This window comes from Phytoactinopolyspora halophila (genome assembly GCF_003287285.1).
Taxonomy (GTDB): domain Bacteria; phylum Actinomycetota; class Actinomycetes; order Jiangellales; family Jiangellaceae; genus Phytoactinopolyspora_A; species Phytoactinopolyspora_A halophila.
In genome coordinates this window covers 94813-110406 of record NZ_QMIG01000006.1, presented here as the reverse complement: position 1 = coordinate 110406, position 15594 = coordinate 94813, and the positions used below count along the sequence as shown (strand labels likewise).

Genomic DNA, 15594 nt, shown 5'->3' with positions numbered 1-15594 from the left:
CTGGGTTATACTGGCGGCATGAAGACAGCGATCTCTGTGCCAGACAGCACGTTCGAGCGTGTCTCCAAGTGCGCCGCCCGCCTGGGCATCAGTCGTTCCGAGTTTTTTGCCTCGGCGGCCGAGCGGTACCTGGAGCAGGTTGAGGCGGCCACCGTCACGGAGCAGATCAATCGAGCGCTCGCGGCCACTGGAACGGATGATTCCAACGAACTTGCTGCGCTTGCCGGCACGAGCCGCCTTGAGGCGAGTGACGACGAGTGGTGATCCGCCGGGGCGAGGTGTATTGGACAGACCTCGAAACTCCTACGGGGAGCAGGCCGGCCAAGCGTCGGCCGGTCCTCGTCGTCCAGTCGGATCCGTTCAATGACAGTGAGCTCGCTACAGCAATCGTTGTCGTCCTCACATCGGCTACCAGCCTGGCCGCCATGCCTGGCAACGTGTTCCTGCCAGCGAGTTCCACGGGTCTACCCAAGGACTCGGTCGTCAACGTCACTGCGCTCATCACTATCAACAAGGAAGACCTCGCCGAGTACGTCGACTGCGTGCCTGTGTATCTCATGAGCGACGTTGACGAAGGGCTGCGCCGGGTTCTCGCCCTGTAACGCGGCGCTGCGCGTCGGCGAATCGTAAAGCATGTCAGTCTGTGCACTCTGAGGCCGAGTTCGGGGAGGCTGCTTATGTCCACGGTCAACGCCCTCGGTGCGGTTATGGGCGGCGATGTCTTGGAGTCGGATTGCTGGATTGGTCGTCTCAGCTGGCGTAGGCCATGAGCTCGCGCGTCACCAAGTTCCTGCTAGTTCTACAGTGCTAGAGCTGCTAGTTCTGCTGTATCTTCTCTGATCATTGAGGGTCGGGATGGTAGCTGGATCGGTATCGAGGTCAAGCTCGGACGCGACATCGACGCTGCCGCCGCATCACTTCGCAGACTCGCCGAACGGCGAGTCGCGCACGAGCCAGAGGCGCTCGTGGTGGTAACCGCAGGTGAGTACGCGTACCAACGTCCCGACGGCGTCGACGTCGTTCCGATCGGTGCGCTTCGACCGTAGCGTCGCTCGTCGGATGATCGTGGTCTAAGCACAGGGTTGCATGGCCGCTAATGTGATCGTTCGATCACATATGATAAAGTGGTCGAACGATCACATTGAAGGTGGCTATGCAAGCGCGCACGATGCGAGATCTCGGCGCTGTGGTGCGGGAGGCACGCAGGCAGAAGGGTCTCACTCAAGCGGAGCTCGCGGCGGCGGTCGGCGTCTCGCGGGAGTGGGTAGTCCGCCTCGAAAAGGGCTATCCGCGACTCGAAGCCCAACTGGTCCTCGACGCTTTGGCCGCTGTGGGCGTCGGACTCAGCGTGGCTGTCACGGAGGGCGGTGCCGAGGAATCCGCTGGGGATGTGTTCGACGACATCTTGGGCAGGCTGACTGAGCGGAGGTCGACATGGCCGAGCGGCGATTAGCTGTCTATCTCGATGGCACGCCGGTGGGCACGCTCACTCAGAGCACGACGGGACGGGTTGATTTCAACTACCTCGCGGAATACAACGATCCATCCTCAGTGCCCTTGTCGCTGTCTCTTCCGCTTGGACGAACCACGTTCCCGCCGAAGGCAGTGAACGCATTTCTCGCGGGCCTGTTGCCAGACAGCGAATCCACGCTCGAGCGCTGGGGTCGGCAGTTCGGGGTGTCTCCTCGCAATCCCTTTGCTCTGCTTGCACACGTCGGTCGGGACGCGGCTGGCGCCGTTCAAGTGCTCCCCGAAGACGAGGCGTCGACGGATGCGGCTTCCCGACATGGTGACATCGAGTGGCTTGCTACGAATGACATCGATGGCATCCTTGATGAGATAGCTGCACATCGCTCTGACTGGAACCCCGGCCGCCATACCGGTCGATGGAGTCTTGCTGGTGCGCAGAGCAAAGTCGCGCTGTTCAGAGGCGACGACGGCCGGTGGGGAATACCACGCGACTCGACACCGACCACGCATATTCTCAAACCATCTATCCCCGGCTTGGAACATCACCATCTCAACGAGCACCTGTGTTTGCGTGCTGCCCAATTGGTCGGTCTGCCCGCTGCTGAGACTGAGATCATCACACATGGTGCCACCGAGGTACTTATCAGTCGGCGCTATGATCGCGTGTTCGTTGACGGGCGGTGGCGGCGGATTCACCAGGAGGACCTCTGTCAGGCTCTTGCTGTGCACCCACATATGAAATATCAGAGCGACGGCGGACCGGGTGTGGCTGAAATCGCCCAACTTCTGCGCGGCCTCGTTGCTCGTGACCGGCAAGCAAGTGCCAAGCGCTTCTTCGATGCACTGGCGTTCAATGTCTTGATTGGTGCGACTGACGCGCACGCCAAGAACTACTCGTTGCTTCTTGCTTCCAATTCCCGAACCCAGCTGGGTCCTTTGTATGACGTGGCGACCATCGTGCCGTATGAGCAGCAGCTGGGGGCGAAGTCGGCGATGAAGATCGGGAGCACCTGGCTCCTACACAAGGTGTCGGAAAGCGACTGGGCGACCGTGGCGACACGACTTGGTCTGTCGGTGGAGGAGTCGCTCGAGCGGGTGGCGACGCTGAGAGCGGCGATTCCGGATGCGTTCCATCGTGCGGCCCATGAGGACGCGGTTCCTGGAGCATTGAAGGAACGCGCGACGTGGATCTCGGAGCTCGTCACGGCGCACATTGAGGACAGGCGCGGTGCGTTCGGCGTGCTGAAACCCTGATTGGCGCGGATGTGGGCAACCAATTTGGCAGCGATAGGCAAAGGTGCCCGTTAGTTACGCGTGTGGTCGTTCGACAACATCTCGTAGTGTGATCGAACGGTCACATCTCGAGTTCCGGTTTCAGGAGTTCCGCCAGACGTGAGAGTTAGTGACGAGGGGAGATGATGGGGATCGGTTGTGGTGTTCGCGTCCGGAACGTCCGTCGGCGATGATCGGTACGGTGAGTCGCCCAGTCATCTCCGGATTCCCCGACGCTTCGGTCGCCGTGCCAGAGATCGTCGTCAAGCTCGCCGGTGACGACACGATCACGCCGGTCTGGGAGAACGAGCTCGGTGGCCTGACCTTCCGCCTGGACGGTGGGCCCGACGGTGCCACGCGTTACGTCAAGTGGGCGCCACCGGACACTCCGGAGCTGAACCTCGACGACGAGGCGCGGCGCCTGAGCTGGGCACAGCGCTGGATCACGGTGCCACGGGTCATCGAGCACGGTATCGACGACGATGGTTCCTGGCTGGTCACGTTGCCCGTTCCGGGCCAATCGGCAGTGGCGCCGCAGTGGATCGTCGATCCGACGTCTGCGGCCACCGCGGTCGGCCGCGGGCTGCGCATGGTCCACGACACTCTCCCCGTGGAGCAGTGCCCGTTCGACTGGAGCGTCGAGCAACGGCTCGCTCGTGCGCGCGAGCGCCTCTCCGACGGTGAGCAGCTCGTGGACCGGCTCGATCCGGACCAGCATCCCGATGTCTCCGACCCGAACGCGCTCATCGCCGAACCGCCTCCCACCGACGTCGCCGTCGTCTGCCACGGGGACGCGTGCGCTCCCAACACGCTCCTTCACGACGACGGCACGTTCGCCGCCCACGTCGATCTCGGTTCGCTCGGTGTGGCCGACCGTTGGGCGGATCTCGCCGTCGCCGCCTGGAGCACGGTGTGGAACTACGGTCCAGGCTACGAGGAGATCGTGTATGACGCGTATGGCGTCGATCCCGACCCCGAACGCATCGCCTTCTACCGTCTGATCTGGGACATCACCTGAGAGAAGCCCATGGCGGCGCTGTTACAGGGCACCGGGGTCTGGCAGACTTCGGCCCATGGGTGAAGACGCCGGCACAACGTGGATGGTGATGGTCCGCGACATCTCTCACGCGGTCCGCATCAGCGGCCAATCGACGGTGATCGCCTCTGTCGTGCTCGATGTGGATACCGGCCGGATGCACGGAGTGTCGGCGGGGTCGACCAGCCAGGACGCATGTCAGGATGCATTGACGAAGGCGGTGACGAGGGCCACGGAGCTACACGAACCGGTCCCACCTGAGCAGCTGTTGTGCGGTGAGGACCATGTCGAGGCTGTCGGGGCCAGGCTTGAGCAGGTGTTCGGCGCGCAGAGGGTCCCGTCCGTGGTCGAGGTCGTTCCCGGAAACGAGGCCGAGGACATCGTCGACTCGCTCGTGGGGCATATGGCAGGACGCCGTCAGCCCGACGAGTTTCCCAACCAGGATGACTGGTACCTGTTCTTCGCACTGGCCGACCAGTATCGCCAGGCGGCCCCGTGGGAACGATGGTCCGACGCCGTCCGTCTCGACCTCGTGCTTACGGTCGACGACGTCGCTGCCCGGTATGTCGCCGTCGTTCTCGGGCAGGCGGGAATTCAGCACGGGCTCGTCCTGTACCCGGGTGACGCGGTATCGGACGAGCTGCGCGACTGGCAACCGCAGGATCCCGTATCGGTGCCGGATGGAACGCTGTTGTGCCACTTTGAGCCGCCCACGGATGCACCAGCCGAGTACGTTGCCAAGGCCGTGCGGTACGGGTGGCCGGCCGATGCGGACAGCATGCCGGTGTCGCTCGTGGGTGGCCCCGATGGTCCTGGTGATCTCGCACGCCGCGATACCCGACATCTGACCCTGGGGTTTGCAGCCGTGCTCGACTGGGACCGCGACTCCCAGCCCGAGGCGGCGACGACGGGTCAGCTCGGCTTTCCGGATGGCAGCCACGGCGAATACGAAGTGCACCAGACGTAGCAACGTCGGATACGTGTTGCTCGTTGGCCGTCACATCGTCGAGCGACAGTCCACTGCCGAAGGTGGCGAGGGGTGCGGCTATCGGGCGCATCATCCGGGACCTTTCGCGGGTCGGTGTCGTTCGGTCCCTTCAAGGTTTACCCGCCATATAGGCGGCTGTGCTTGTTTATGAGCGCATTCTCATCCTGGTCACAGCATCAGCTCATGGACCTTTCGGCAGCCCTGGCCGTGGTCGCTGGAATCCGAGTCGGCTGACGCGACGAACTGCCCCGCACTGCGTCCTACCGCATTCGAGGTCGGACCTGTCTCGGTAACTCGTGACAAGCTCAACGACGTCGTTCGGCGACATCGGAGGACTCATGTGAACGCTGGATTGTCTTCCTGGTGTTGGGTGGTGTTCATGCGGCGGACGTTTCGCGCACGTGAACCCATTCTTACCAGGTCAGATCCATGAAGATTGTGTGGTGACAAGTCCTATCGAATCTAATACACTCTTACGACCGCTTCTCCAGGAGGCGGAAGTTGGAGACAAGTCAGCGCACTTATAATGACCATGCTTGGACCCAGGCGAGAATAAAGATTCCAAACAGACTCAATGTGGATCAATTGCAGTTGTGATCGACTCAGTGCAGAAGGAGATGCTCGATCTCTGTGAATACGTCGAAATTTCTTACTCTCTAGAAGATTTTACGAACGTTCCTCGACCTTTGACGACGGTCAATAGATCCTCTTCTATGAGGGAGGCCTTTGCTGTCCGCACGGTGGCTCTGCTGACGCCGTATCGCTGGCACAGGGTCGGCTCCGAGGGGATCAGCCCTTGTAGCTCGCCCGCTTCGATCTGAGCGCGGAGTACGTTGGCCAGCTGGCGCCAGAGAGTAACGGGCAGGTCAGGATCTAGTTCCGTCATGGCAAGACACGCTAGACGGCCCCATCCAGCTCATGAGTGCTGCGGCTGTCTGATGACGACATGAGACAACATGGGACAAGCGAGACGCGGAGATGTATATTTGTGTGAGCAACTACCAGCTGTTCGTCAAGGGCGGTAAGCGGTTATGACGAGGGGGCACAGACCAGCCAGCGACCAGCCAGAATACGCCTGTCCGAACTGGTGCGAGCAAGAACACGAGTGGGGGCACCGTCACACCCGCAGTCTGGGCGAAGTGCGATCGGACGAGACGTTTGTCAGGCTCTTCCTGGATTCCGAGCCCGATCAGCTGGTTCCCCGTCTGGCGATCACGACGGGATTTCTCGGACACCGCGCATACGCAGGAACGACCCTAGACTGGCCGGCATGTGAGCGGTTGATTGGCCTCATGGTAGATGCCCACCGCGAGTTCTCCGGTCGTGCCACACCACGCGACCGGCAGGTGGCCGCTCGGATGAGGAACGGGTCGGGGACAGATCGGCGGCCCAGAGAGGTATAGCGGGCGGAGCCATCACACCACCTCGTACGAGAATCAGGCTGTGACGGCAAGAGCCGGGTGACGTCGAGGGGCACCCCGTACAGAACGAAGATAGATCTGTTCACCAACCGGACGCCTAGTGCGCCGCCTCGTAGCGTCGGCGCGATGGGCGACGACCGGCTCGTCCTTGACCGTGCCGATGTCTTCGCGCTGTGAGGGCTCCGCGACCAGCGCACCTGGAGGCCCCGGTGAGAGCCGCAGCGGAAGCTGCGGTGACCGGACGCCGTCACGGTGAGGTTACGTATCCAGCGCTGGATACGTGCGATGCTCCGCAAGATGCTGCATGATCGATAGGTTTCGATTGAAGTGTTGTAAGAACCGGTCCTTTGGAGCGGATAGGGCCAGAACGAAGGGAGAGTGCCCGGCGTCGAACGGCACGGCCAAGCAGCAGAGGCCCGGTGCAAACTCCTCATTGTCGACCGCATAGCCCTGGGCTCGAACGGCGTCGAGTTCTCGGTTGAGCTCCGCGGGATCGGTGATCGTCGTCGACGTCAGTTCTGCAAGCGGGTGGGTATCGAGATAGGCCTGCCGAGTCGCACGGGAAGCGAACGCCAAGAGCAGCTTCCCCGATGCACGGGCGTGTGCATTGCCTGTGTGGCCTTGTGGTGTCTCTGCGGCCTGAACTGGATTCGTGCCACGCGCGACGGCAAGAACTGTGATTTCCCCGAACCGCCATCCCGCCGCGTACGCAGTCTCCTCGGTTTGTCGAGACAATGCCCGAACCAACGGAGCAAGGTGCTCCGACGGTGCAAGCTGTCGTTCGAAGCCTTGCGCCAGCGTTCCGACGCGAAGGCCTAGAACGAAGCGATTGTCGTCCACCCGGGTGACCATCCCTGTGGTGGTCAGTGTATGCAGGAGGTGATACACCGCCTGCCGGCCAATGTTGACTTGCTCACCGATTTCCTTGGTCGTCAAACCCCTCTCACTCTGTGCAATGGCAAGCAGTATCTCCACTGTTCGGGCCGCTGATTGCACCCGAGGCCGCGGTCTCGATTGTTCATCGTTCGACGACTGAGCGTCATTGCCTGGCTTCAAGATTCTCTCCTTCCTGTCTGCGCTGGCGGCCTGGACGTGACGAATGGTTATCGGGTTGAGGGCCTGCTGCATGTCGCCGGTCGTGAGCCGACCTCGCCTCACCTCGTAAGCGTTGGCTCGAGATCCCGCAACACCGCATAGCCGTCTGTCGTGGCGAGGCGCTTGTATCTGTCGTCGCAGCATATACAAAGCTCATCAGTATCTGATCTTCATGTATCACCAACGAACTCTACACCAGGGCGATTATCATAATATGATGTTCTTGTCTCGATACGATAGCCCTGTTACGGTCCTCTGAAGCATTGGCGAAACAGCGGGTTCGCCGAAACCTCGAGAGGAACGGGTGAAGCGATGATGGTTGACGATTCGACGGGAATACCGCGAACGGCGGTGGTCACCGGAGCCGCATCGGGCGTTGGGAATGCGGTCGCATCCGCCCTACGGCAGGTCGGTACCTTGGTGATCGGGGTCGACGTCGCCGAACCTCCGCCGTCATGGCCTGACGACCCCGAGTCCACTTGGGTCCAAGGCGACGTATCCATCGGTGACACGTGGGATGCCGCTACCGCTCGAGCCTCCGCACTCGATTCTCTCGGCGCAGATTGCTTCGTAAGCTGTGCGGCCGACGTCGTCGTGGACGCATTTCTCGATACACCGATCGAGAACTGGAAACGCTTGCTTGACATCAACGTGCTTGGCGCCGTTCGCGGCATGCAAGCTTTCATTCCACCGATGTTGAGCCAAGGCCGCGGCTCGATCGCCATCGTATGTAGCGTCAACTCGCTATTTGCCGAAGATCAACTCAGTGCGTATTCCACCAGCAAGGCTGCACTGCTCAACGCTGCACGCTCGGCCGCGCTGGAATATGCGGCTAAAGGTATCAGGATTAACGCCGTATGCCCGGGTGCCGTCGACACTCCACTTCTCCGCCGGCACTTGGACTCTCTCGAGGACTCCGCCAGCATACTTAGTGCACTTGAACGACGGATTCCCACCGGGCAGATTCTCCAACCAGAGCAGGTGGCGTCGGTGGTCCGCTTCCTGGTCACTAGTGACGCATCAGGAATGTCTGGTGCCGAAGTCACAGTCGATGGCGGACTGACGACGACCTTCGACTTCGACTCCTCGGCCACGTACGAGTTCACCTCCGTTTAACGCGATAGTCCGCACTGTACAAAGGAGTTGCCTATGGAAATCGCAACGGGGCGAAAAGCGCTCATCACTGGCGGCGCCTCAGGTTTCGGCAGGGAGATCGCTCGTCGGCTCCACGAGTCCGGTGCTCAGGTAGCGATTCTTGACATCAACGAGCAACATGTCCGCGATACGGCCAAGGAACTGGGCCCCGATGTCCTTGGATTTACCGCTGACGTCCGCAACGTCGTAGACACGGAAAACGCGGTTCGGCAGTGCTCGGCCGAACTCGGTGGTCTCGACACTCTCGTGATTGCAGCCGGCGTATTCCACATGGGGCCGAGCGCGGACATCAGTGAGACTGATTGGGACCGCGTCGTGGACGTCAACCTGAAAGGTGCGTTCTTCACCGCTCAAGCTGCGCTGACAGATCTCAGGCAAAGCCAACGGGGCCGCATCGTAGCGATAGGCTCGGATGCCGGTAGACGTGGCTTTCCCGGCCTGCTTCCTTATACGGCATCAAAGTTCGGGCTCGTCGGGGTGACCGAAGCACTCGCAGCAGAGTTTGCGGCAGATGCTGTCACCGTCAACTGCGTCTGTCCTGTCGGCTGCCCCACGACGGGAATGGGGCAGGAGGTCGTGCGGCAGAAGACCGCTGACGGAACGCAATCATCTGATGACATTATCCGTGCCGCGGCACAAACAAATCCGTTGGGACGGAACGCGACAGAAACAGACGTAACCGACGCCGTGCTCTTCTTCATCTCCGACTCGGCCAGCTTTCTCACAGGCGTGAGTCTGGATGTCGACGGCGGAGCACATCTTGGCGCTACCCCGGGGGTGAACTGATGGCATCTCTTCCCTTTGTGGACACACATGTTCATTTCTACGACATGGCCCACCCCGATCTCCGGTACGAATGGCTCGAGCCTGAGGCGGAGGTCGATCCGGTAGTGGGACCCGACGGTGCTATGCGCGCGCAACGGTATTGGGCGGACGACTTCCTTGCCGAAACACGATTTCAAAACGTTAGCAAGGTGGTGCATGTACAGGCCGCTATCGGAACGGCAGATCCCGTGGACGAGACGCGGTGGCTTCAAGGATTTGTTGACCGTCTGGCGATGCCGGACGGCATCATCGGCTATGCGGATCTTGCGCAGCCCGACGCCGAGGAAACCATTGAGCGTCATCGCCAGTATCCCAACTTCCGCGGAATTCGAGATCTGCGGTGGGACGACTATCTCACCAACGAGGCGTGGCGACGCGGGTACGGACTCCTCGAGGGATTGGTCTGCTGCGACGATCCCTTGATCGAAGAGATGCCAGCCGCACGTGCCTTGGCGGAAGACTTCCCCGGTGTGACGCTCTGTATCGATCACGCCGCATACCCGGGATCGGGTGGGAACCCCCGGGTGCCGGAGCAGGCAGATTTCAACGCATGGCGTGCCGGAATTCGAGAGCTTGCACGAGCGGAAAATGTCGTGATGAAAATTTCCGGTTTAGGGATGTCGGATCACTGGTTCACGGCGCAGTCACTTCGACCATGGTTCACTGAATGCATCGAAGCATTCGGCGTTGAACGATGCTTTTTTGGCACCAACTGGCCCGTCGATCGGCTGTATAGCTCATACGGTGACGTACTCGACACGTATGAGGAACTCGCCGCCGAACTCACGCCTCGCGAACAGCAAGCCTTGTTCTATGGAAACGCTACACGAATCTTCAGTTTGGAGGATTCCTAAACATGCAATATATCGGTCACGTTTACAAGGTGCGTCCAGGCAAGGCGGACGAATACGTGCGGCGCCACAAGACTGTTTGGCCGGAGATTGAAGCATTACTTCGGAAGGCTGGCGTACGGTCATACTCAATTTATCTGTGGGGCGATACCGTCTTCGGCCACATCGCGGTCGAGGACTATGAGCGGCTCGTAGCGGAGTACAATTCCGATCCTATCGCCGAGCGTTGGGAACAGGAGCTATCGGACATTCTCACGTTTCCCAACGCCGATCCGGAAACCGGGTGGCCAGAACAACTCACGGAGGTCTGGTCGCTATGACACAGCCACAATTATACGCCTGTTTCACTATGGCCGACCGTACGGTGCGCTCGACCTGATCCCCTGATCGAATCTCCTGCAGCGCTCGTGGAGATGGAGATTTACAGTATCGCAACGGCCGTCCCTGCTTAACGTCCGGCGGCTACACGCCAATCTTCCAACGGCTGCGGGATCGCGTACTGCCACACCTTCTCCATGCCGTTCGGATTCACGAGTGGGAGCGCGGATAGATGAGCCCGCTCCCGCCGTGGTCCGAACGGCATCACCGTCACACTATTGCAGGTTCCTATCGAATCGGCCGAGGCGGAGGGCCGGGACGAATTCTGACACTAACGGTCACGACGCCACGCGCGTCCAAGATTCCGTCGACGCCTCAAACGACGGTAGTCAGCAGCGTGAAGTAATCGCCAATAATCGAGACAGGAAAGCAGAGCGGACATGGGTGCAGAATTTAAGCGAGAAACGAGAACGGTCTATGACGGTATGATCGGTCAGCCGTTGACACGTCGGACCGCACTTGCCGCGACAGGGGCGGGACTGGCGTCCCTTCTCCTAGGATGCAACGACGATACCGAGGATCTCTCGGACAACGAGGTCGGCGGCGAGTTGAATCTCTACACCTGGGAAGGCTACGACGCACCTGACGCCACTGCTGAATGGCGGAAAGAGAACGGTGTCACGGTCAAGGCGAACTATATTGGCATCCAGGACGACGTTCAGGCACGGATCGCCTCGCCAGCAGGAGAGGGGATAGACGTCAGCTCGGTCAATCAGGCCTACATAAATTATTACAAGGAACTAGGAATCCTCTCTCCCATCACACCCGAAGAGGTGCCAGCGCTGGACAACCTCTATCCGCAGTTCGACCAGGCGCCTTACAAGAACGAAGATGGGACGTTCAATTGCGTGCCTTGGTCTTGGGGCGTCCTGGGCTTGATCTACGCTCCGGATCGCATGGACGAGCCGGACAGCTGGGAAGCACTTTTCGATCCCACGCTCACCGGGCGCGTGACGATGCTGGACGATCCTCAGCAAAATATTCTTCTTGCTTCAATCATTCTCGGGTACGACCCGGACGCGCTTACGCATGATGAACTGGAGCATGTCAAAGAATGGCTGATTGAGCTACTTGGACAGGTGCGAACGTTTGCCTCGGCAGTCGGTGATTACATCAATCTCCTGGCAAGCGGTGAAGTCGACGCAGTCTATCTTGGCTGGAGCGCTTCCGATCTGTTCATTCAAGAGCAGAATGAGCGCTGCAAGACAGTCATTCCGAAAGAAGGTGGCTTGGGATTCAACGACGCCATGTTCATTCCACCGAACGCGGATAATCGTTCTACCGCCTTGGAATGGTGTCAAATGCTTTCTGAAGGGCGTGCCGCAGCTCAGGCGTTCGATTCGTTCGCGGGTGGCGTCAGCGTCCCGTCGCTCGTTGATTCGCTTGCGCCGGAAACGCGCGAGATCCTGCCTTATGACGATCTCGATTCGCTGTTTGACAACGTCGTGTTCCCAACTGGGCTGCCACGTTCGGAAAGCGACTACGTGACCTTCGATGAGGCATTGGCCGCTTGGGATGAAGTGAAGGCTGCCTAGAATCGGTGGACAATTATGTTCTACTCGCGCCGCGCCGCGCTCGCAGCAGTTGCGCCACTTGCCGCAGTTCTCGTCGCCACCATCATAATTCCGGCTGGCCTGTTTTTCGTACTGTCATTCTTTGAGTTCGAAAACCTTGAGATCATCCGCGCTTTCAGTTTAGATAACTATGTATTAGCGGTTACTGATCAAAGCTATCGCGACTTGATGGCCAACACGGCCAAGATTGCCGTCCCAACCACAATATTGGCTGTCTGTAGTGGGTTCGCACTTGCATACTTCATCGTCCAGCGCCAACCGCGACAACGGGCAGTACTTATCGTTCTCGTCGTCATATCCATGCTCGCCAGTTACTTGGCGCGGACGTATGCTTGGCGTACTTTATTCGGCCAAGAGGGAATGCTCTCCAGCATACTGCGAAGTTTGGGCAGCGAGTCCGGCGCTCCGGACTTCCTTCTGTTCTCTCGGTTCAGCATAGTCGTCGCACAGGTCAATTTTTTGCTACCGTTCACGACGCTCGTCATGTTCGCCGGGCTCGTTGGGATTTCGCCGCAGCTGCGGGCCGTTGCGCGCGATCTGGGCGCTCGTCCGATCATTGTTTTTGGGCGCGTAACGTTGCCTCTCGCCGGTCCCGCGCTACTCGGCGCGATTACGTTGACGTTCATGCTCAGTGCAGGTGACTATTTGACGCCGCTAATACTCGGCGGGGCGGACTCGTCTACGTTTGGTACGGCGATATCAGATCAGCTGAGACTTACGGGAAATCGTCCGTTGGGTAGCGCTTTGTCGTTCGTGATGATTGGCGCCTTTATAGTCGTTTATATCATCGTGCGAGTTGCCATGCGCGGCGTGGGGATTCTCCCGAAACGCGGGGGAGGTGCAAGTACATGAAGAGACCGCCGACATTGACGCTCGTTGCGATATTCTTGATGGGATTCCTTTATCTTCCGGTGCTATTGGTGGTGCTTTTTGCATTCAATTCGGGCGCCGGTCTCACGTGGCCGATAGACGGAATTTCGCTCCGCTGGTTTGATGCTATATTCAATGACAGCGGCTTCCGTGGTGCGTTTATGATGAGCATAAAGGCTGCGGTGACGAGCACAGCTATCGCGACTGTCGTGGGCGGATTGGGCGCAATTATTCTTGAGCGACAGCGACGGTGGTGGCTGGCACCGGTCGCGGCGGTTTCACGACTTCCAATCATGCTGCCTCCGCTTTTGATTGGGGTATCACTTCTGACCACGATTGCGGCACTGGAGATATCCTTGTCTCTGGCGACGATCGTCGCTGGTCATGTGATCTTCATCATTCCTTATGTGCTCATCGTCGTCGGCGCACGCTTGCGAGGTTTTGATATGCAACTCGAGCACGCTGCGCGGGACCTCGGTGCGACGCCGGCTCAGACGCTGCGCAGGGTGACGATACCGGTGATACTTCCTGCTGTTGGTGGAGCGGCGCTTCTCACGTTCGGTCTGTCGTTCGATGAGATATACATAACGAATTTTGTCTCTGGTAACGATCCGACATTGACCGTATATGTGCTTTCGAAGCTGCGACGAACCGTCGATCCGTCGGTGAACGCGGTGGCAACAGTTCTATTACTTATCCCATGGATAGCGCTGGGGCTTTCCGCTCTGGTCATGAAAAGGTCGTTTGGGGCGGGAAGCGTGTTGGTTTCGGCCCGGAGTCGGGAGTGAGAATGATACAGAGTGATAAATACGATCACGAGATGGCTGAGCATGAATCGGGTGGCGTACTCAAGTCCCTGGTTGAGATCAAGGGCCTTACCAAACAGTTCGGATACGTATCAGCTATCGATAACGTCTCATTAGATATACCGGAAGGTGCGTTTTTCAGTCTTCTGGGTCCGAGTGGATGCGGGAAAACGACACTACTGAGAATCATCGCCGGCTTGGAGCGACCTACGAGTGGCGACATCGTCCTTGATGGGAAGTCGATACGCGGAACGGCTCCTGAGCGTCGGCCGTTCAATCTGGTCTTCCAAACCTATGCGCTGTTCCCACATCTGACTGTGGCAGACAACATCGCGTTCGGGCCCCGTGTGCAACGGTCGGGCCGGCGGAAGAGGTCGGCGCTGGTGGAGGAGGTGAACGAGGCACTGCGGTTGGTGGAGCTTGACGGCCTGGGGGATCGAATGCCGAGTGAGCTCAGCGGCGGGCAAGCCCAACGCGTGGCACTTGCACGAGCGCTGATCAACCGGCCGAGACTGCTCCTGTTGGATGAACCGATGGCGGCGCTTGATCGGCATGTTCGGCTGATGATGCGTGAACAACTGCTACGCATCCACGCGGCCACGGGAACAACGTTCTTGCTGGTGACGCATGATCAGGAAGAGGCACTTAGCATGTCGGATTCGATCGCCCTGATGCGTGACGGTTGTGTCGAGCAGTTGGCCGATCCACATACGCTCTATCAGCAACCGTCCTCGTTGTTCGCGGCACAGTTTATTGGGACGGGATCGCTGCTGCCGGCCCTATTCAAGGAGAGAAGGGGCGAGAAGGTGGTGGTTGAGGTCGCTGGGAGTGTGATAAGCGCAAGGTGTGCCGATGCGGTAGCGGGAACACATGGCCGACTCTTGCTCCGGCCAGAAGAGGTAAGCCTAGTGCCGCCTGCGCAAGGAGTATTGGTGGGTCCGGTGCGAACGTCGACGTTCCTGGGGCACCGTACCGAGGTCGTCGTAGGGACGGAGATAGGTGACGTGCGCGCGCTCTCGGAAAAGGTCGTCAAGCCGGGCGAATGTGTCGGTGTCTCCTGGAATGAGACGGCGGGCGTGGCCTTGAAAGATGCGGGCGCATGAGATGTTTAGGCTGATGTGGTCGTGTTTGCCATGCCGGCGGATCACGGTGGCGCGGTCGCAATGTGTGCTTTAGACGGCACGCTCGGCCGGTGCTGTCAATTGAAGTCGCTGAAATACCGTTCGAAGCGTTCGATGGTGCGCCGCCTGGCCTGGGTGAGGGAATCGTTCCGGAGGTCGATGACGTAGGCGTCGCCCCAGGGAATGAACCCGAGGCTCTTCAGCAGCGTCGCGAGATGCTCGACCATCTCCTCGGCGTCGCTGCGATCCGGATAGTACTCTTCGATGTCGGCGGCCGTGAGGTGACACAATCCGAGTCGTGCCGACTTCTTGAAGGTTGTCAGTGCCGCGGCCACGAGTCCCGGGCCGACGCCGCGTCCTCGCCAGTAAGAGGACAGCTCGACCCAGCGCAGCACGATCGCGCGTGGCGGTCCAGGGCTGATCAGATCGTCAAGATCGGGATGTAGCGTACCGTCTGGGCTGACGCCTCGTTGGGTCAAGAACATCATGGCATGTTCGCCGACCGAAACCGAATCCAGCTCGCTCGACGGGTATTCGAGGTCAGCTATGGCCAGGGTCAGGTCACCGACGTGCCGGAGTTCTGGGGGACATTCGATGTACTCCCAGACATCAGCGGAGACGTCGACGTGATGTGGTGGTGGATTGTCGTTGTCCTGCCACCAGAAACGGCGATGCCCGAATGTCAGCTCGATAGACATGGGGTTGGCTGGGTAGCTCGCAATCATGTTGATC

General features: G+C 59.7%; 17 protein-coding genes. 14 read left to right on the top strand and 3 right to left on the bottom strand.

The window, feature by feature from the left end:
- Window positions 1–18: 18 nt before the first annotated feature.
- The 6 genes from DPM12_RS09205 (at window position 19) to DPM12_RS09180 (ending at window position 4745) form a co-directional block, all read left to right on the top strand.
- Window positions 19–264: a ribbon-helix-helix protein, CopG family gene (locus DPM12_RS09205; protein ID WP_112258018.1), complete on the top strand. Its 246-nt coding sequence runs from the start codon at window positions 19–21 to the stop codon at window positions 262–264.
- Entirely contained in the window at window positions 258–602 is a 345-nt protein-coding gene (locus DPM12_RS09200) for a type II toxin-antitoxin system PemK/MazF family toxin (RefSeq protein WP_112258017.1), read from the top strand. Before DPM12_RS09205 ends, DPM12_RS09200 begins: the two co-directional genes overlap by 7 nt.
- A 551-nt stretch (window positions 603–1153) precedes the next feature.
- Window positions 1154–1453: a helix-turn-helix domain-containing protein gene (locus DPM12_RS09195; RefSeq protein WP_112258016.1), complete on the top strand. Its 300-nt coding sequence runs from the start codon at window positions 1154–1156 to the stop codon at window positions 1451–1453.
- Window positions 1435–2724, top strand: coding sequence for a type II toxin-antitoxin system HipA family toxin (locus DPM12_RS09190; RefSeq protein WP_112258015.1), 1290 nt, complete (start codon window positions 1435–1437; stop codon window positions 2722–2724). Before DPM12_RS09195 ends, DPM12_RS09190 begins: the two co-directional genes overlap by 19 nt.
- 220 nt (window positions 2725–2944) lie before the next feature.
- Window positions 2945–3760 (top strand): aminoglycoside 3'-phosphotransferase, encoded by an 816-nt coding sequence (locus tag DPM12_RS09185; protein ID WP_211658719.1) that lies wholly within the window; start codon window positions 2945–2947, stop codon window positions 3758–3760.
- A 55-nt stretch (window positions 3761–3815) separates the two neighbouring features.
- Complete coding sequence (locus DPM12_RS09180) at window positions 3816–4745, top strand: hypothetical protein (RefSeq protein ID WP_112258013.1); 930 nt, start codon at window positions 3816–3818, stop codon at window positions 4743–4745.
- 670 nt (window positions 4746–5415) lie between these two features.
- Here DPM12_RS09180 and DPM12_RS24275 read toward each other — a convergent pair.
- Together DPM12_RS24275 and DPM12_RS09170 are read right to left on the bottom strand one after the other, a co-directional pair.
- Window positions 5416–5652 carry a GntR family transcriptional regulator gene (locus DPM12_RS24275; protein ID WP_112258012.1) on the bottom strand — a complete coding sequence of 79 codons (237 nt, stop codon included), beginning with the start codon at window positions 5650–5652 and terminating at the stop codon, window positions 5416–5418.
- A 793-nt stretch (window positions 5653–6445) separates the two neighbouring features.
- Window positions 6446–7183 carry an IclR family transcriptional regulator gene (locus DPM12_RS09170; protein WP_342778765.1) on the bottom strand — a complete coding sequence of 246 codons (738 nt, stop codon included), beginning with the start codon at window positions 7181–7183 and terminating at the stop codon, window positions 6446–6448.
- 411 nt (window positions 7184–7594) lie between these two features.
- On the opposite strand from DPM12_RS09170, the gene DPM12_RS09165 reads away from it, so the two are divergent.
- The 8 genes from DPM12_RS09165 (at window position 7595) to DPM12_RS09130 (ending at window position 14844) form a co-directional block, all read left to right on the top strand.
- Window positions 7595–8398: an SDR family NAD(P)-dependent oxidoreductase gene (locus tag DPM12_RS09165; RefSeq protein WP_112258010.1), complete on the top strand. Its 804-nt coding sequence runs from the start codon at window positions 7595–7597 to the stop codon at window positions 8396–8398.
- Between the two features lie 33 nt (window positions 8399–8431).
- Window positions 8432–9223, top strand: coding sequence for an SDR family NAD(P)-dependent oxidoreductase (locus DPM12_RS09160; RefSeq protein WP_112258009.1), 792 nt, complete (start codon window positions 8432–8434; stop codon window positions 9221–9223).
- Window positions 9223–10116, top strand: a complete 894-nt coding sequence (locus DPM12_RS09155) for an amidohydrolase family protein (RefSeq protein ID WP_112258008.1) — start codon at window positions 9223–9225, stop codon at window positions 10114–10116. Before DPM12_RS09160 ends, DPM12_RS09155 begins: the two co-directional genes overlap by 1 nt.
- A gap of 2 nt (window positions 10117–10118) precedes the next feature.
- On the top strand, window positions 10119–10433 hold the full coding sequence (locus tag DPM12_RS09150; protein ID WP_112258007.1) for an L-rhamnose mutarotase: 315 nt from the start codon (window positions 10119–10121) through the stop codon (window positions 10431–10433).
- Between the two features lie 438 nt (window positions 10434–10871).
- Window positions 10872–12026, top strand: a complete 1155-nt coding sequence (locus DPM12_RS09145) for an ABC transporter substrate-binding protein (RefSeq protein ID WP_112258006.1) — start codon at window positions 10872–10874, stop codon at window positions 12024–12026.
- Window positions 12027–12041: 15 nt separating this feature from the next.
- Window positions 12042–12917 (top strand): ABC transporter permease, encoded by an 876-nt coding sequence (locus DPM12_RS09140; RefSeq protein ID WP_112258005.1) that lies wholly within the window; start codon window positions 12042–12044, stop codon window positions 12915–12917.
- Window positions 12914–13723 (top strand): ABC transporter permease, encoded by an 810-nt coding sequence (locus DPM12_RS09135; RefSeq protein WP_112258004.1) that lies wholly within the window; start codon window positions 12914–12916, stop codon window positions 13721–13723. The genes DPM12_RS09140 and DPM12_RS09135 overlap by 4 nt, the downstream gene beginning before the upstream one ends.
- Before the next feature lie 32 nt (window positions 13724–13755).
- Window positions 13756–14844: an ABC transporter ATP-binding protein gene (locus DPM12_RS09130; RefSeq protein ID WP_158542832.1), complete on the top strand. Its 1089-nt coding sequence runs from the start codon at window positions 13756–13758 to the stop codon at window positions 14842–14844.
- A 95-nt stretch (window positions 14845–14939) separates the two neighbouring features.
- Here DPM12_RS09130 and DPM12_RS09125 read toward each other — a convergent pair whose 3' ends face one another.
- Window positions 14940–15587, bottom strand: a complete 648-nt coding sequence (locus tag DPM12_RS09125) for a hypothetical protein (protein ID WP_123788604.1) — start codon at window positions 15585–15587, stop codon at window positions 14940–14942.
- Between the last annotated feature and the right edge of the window lie 7 nt (window positions 15588–15594).

What these genes read in the sequence shown, in the direction of transcription:
- DPM12_RS09205 (WP_112258018.1), top strand. Translation starts at nt 19, where the DNA reads ATGAAGACAGCGATCTCTGTGCCAGACAGCACGTTCGAGCGTGTCTCC.
- DPM12_RS09195 (WP_112258016.1), top strand. Translation starts at nt 1,154, where the DNA reads ATGCAAGCGCGCACGATGCGAGATCTCGGCGCTGTGGTGCGGGAGGCA.
- DPM12_RS09190 (WP_112258015.1), top strand. Translation starts at nt 1,435, where the DNA reads ATGGCCGAGCGGCGATTAGCTGTCTATCTCGATGGCACGCCGGTGGGC.
- DPM12_RS09180 (WP_112258013.1), top strand. Translation starts at nt 3,816, where the DNA reads ATGGGTGAAGACGCCGGCACAACGTGGATGGTGATGGTCCGCGACATC.
- DPM12_RS24275 (WP_112258012.1), bottom strand. Translation starts at nt 5,652, where the DNA reads ATGACGGAACTAGATCCTGACCTGCCCGTTACTCTCTGGCGCCAGCTG.
- DPM12_RS09165 (WP_112258010.1), top strand. Translation starts at nt 7,595, where the DNA reads ATGATGGTTGACGATTCGACGGGAATACCGCGAACGGCGGTGGTCACC.
- DPM12_RS09160 (WP_112258009.1), top strand. Translation starts at nt 8,432, where the DNA reads ATGGAAATCGCAACGGGGCGAAAAGCGCTCATCACTGGCGGCGCCTCA.
- DPM12_RS09155 (WP_112258008.1), top strand. Translation starts at nt 9,223, where the DNA reads ATGGCATCTCTTCCCTTTGTGGACACACATGTTCATTTCTACGACATG.
- DPM12_RS09150 (WP_112258007.1), top strand. Translation starts at nt 10,119, where the DNA reads ATGCAATATATCGGTCACGTTTACAAGGTGCGTCCAGGCAAGGCGGAC.
- DPM12_RS09145 (WP_112258006.1), top strand. Translation starts at nt 10,872, where the DNA reads ATGGGTGCAGAATTTAAGCGAGAAACGAGAACGGTCTATGACGGTATG.
- DPM12_RS09140 (WP_112258005.1), top strand. Translation starts at nt 12,042, where the DNA reads ATGTTCTACTCGCGCCGCGCCGCGCTCGCAGCAGTTGCGCCACTTGCC.
- DPM12_RS09135 (WP_112258004.1), top strand. Translation starts at nt 12,914, where the DNA reads ATGAAGAGACCGCCGACATTGACGCTCGTTGCGATATTCTTGATGGGA.
- DPM12_RS09130 (WP_158542832.1), top strand. Translation starts at nt 13,756, where the DNA reads ATGGCTGAGCATGAATCGGGTGGCGTACTCAAGTCCCTGGTTGAGATC.
- DPM12_RS09125 (WP_123788604.1), bottom strand. Translation starts at nt 15,587, where the DNA reads ATGATTGCGAGCTACCCAGCCAACCCCATGTCTATCGAGCTGACATTC.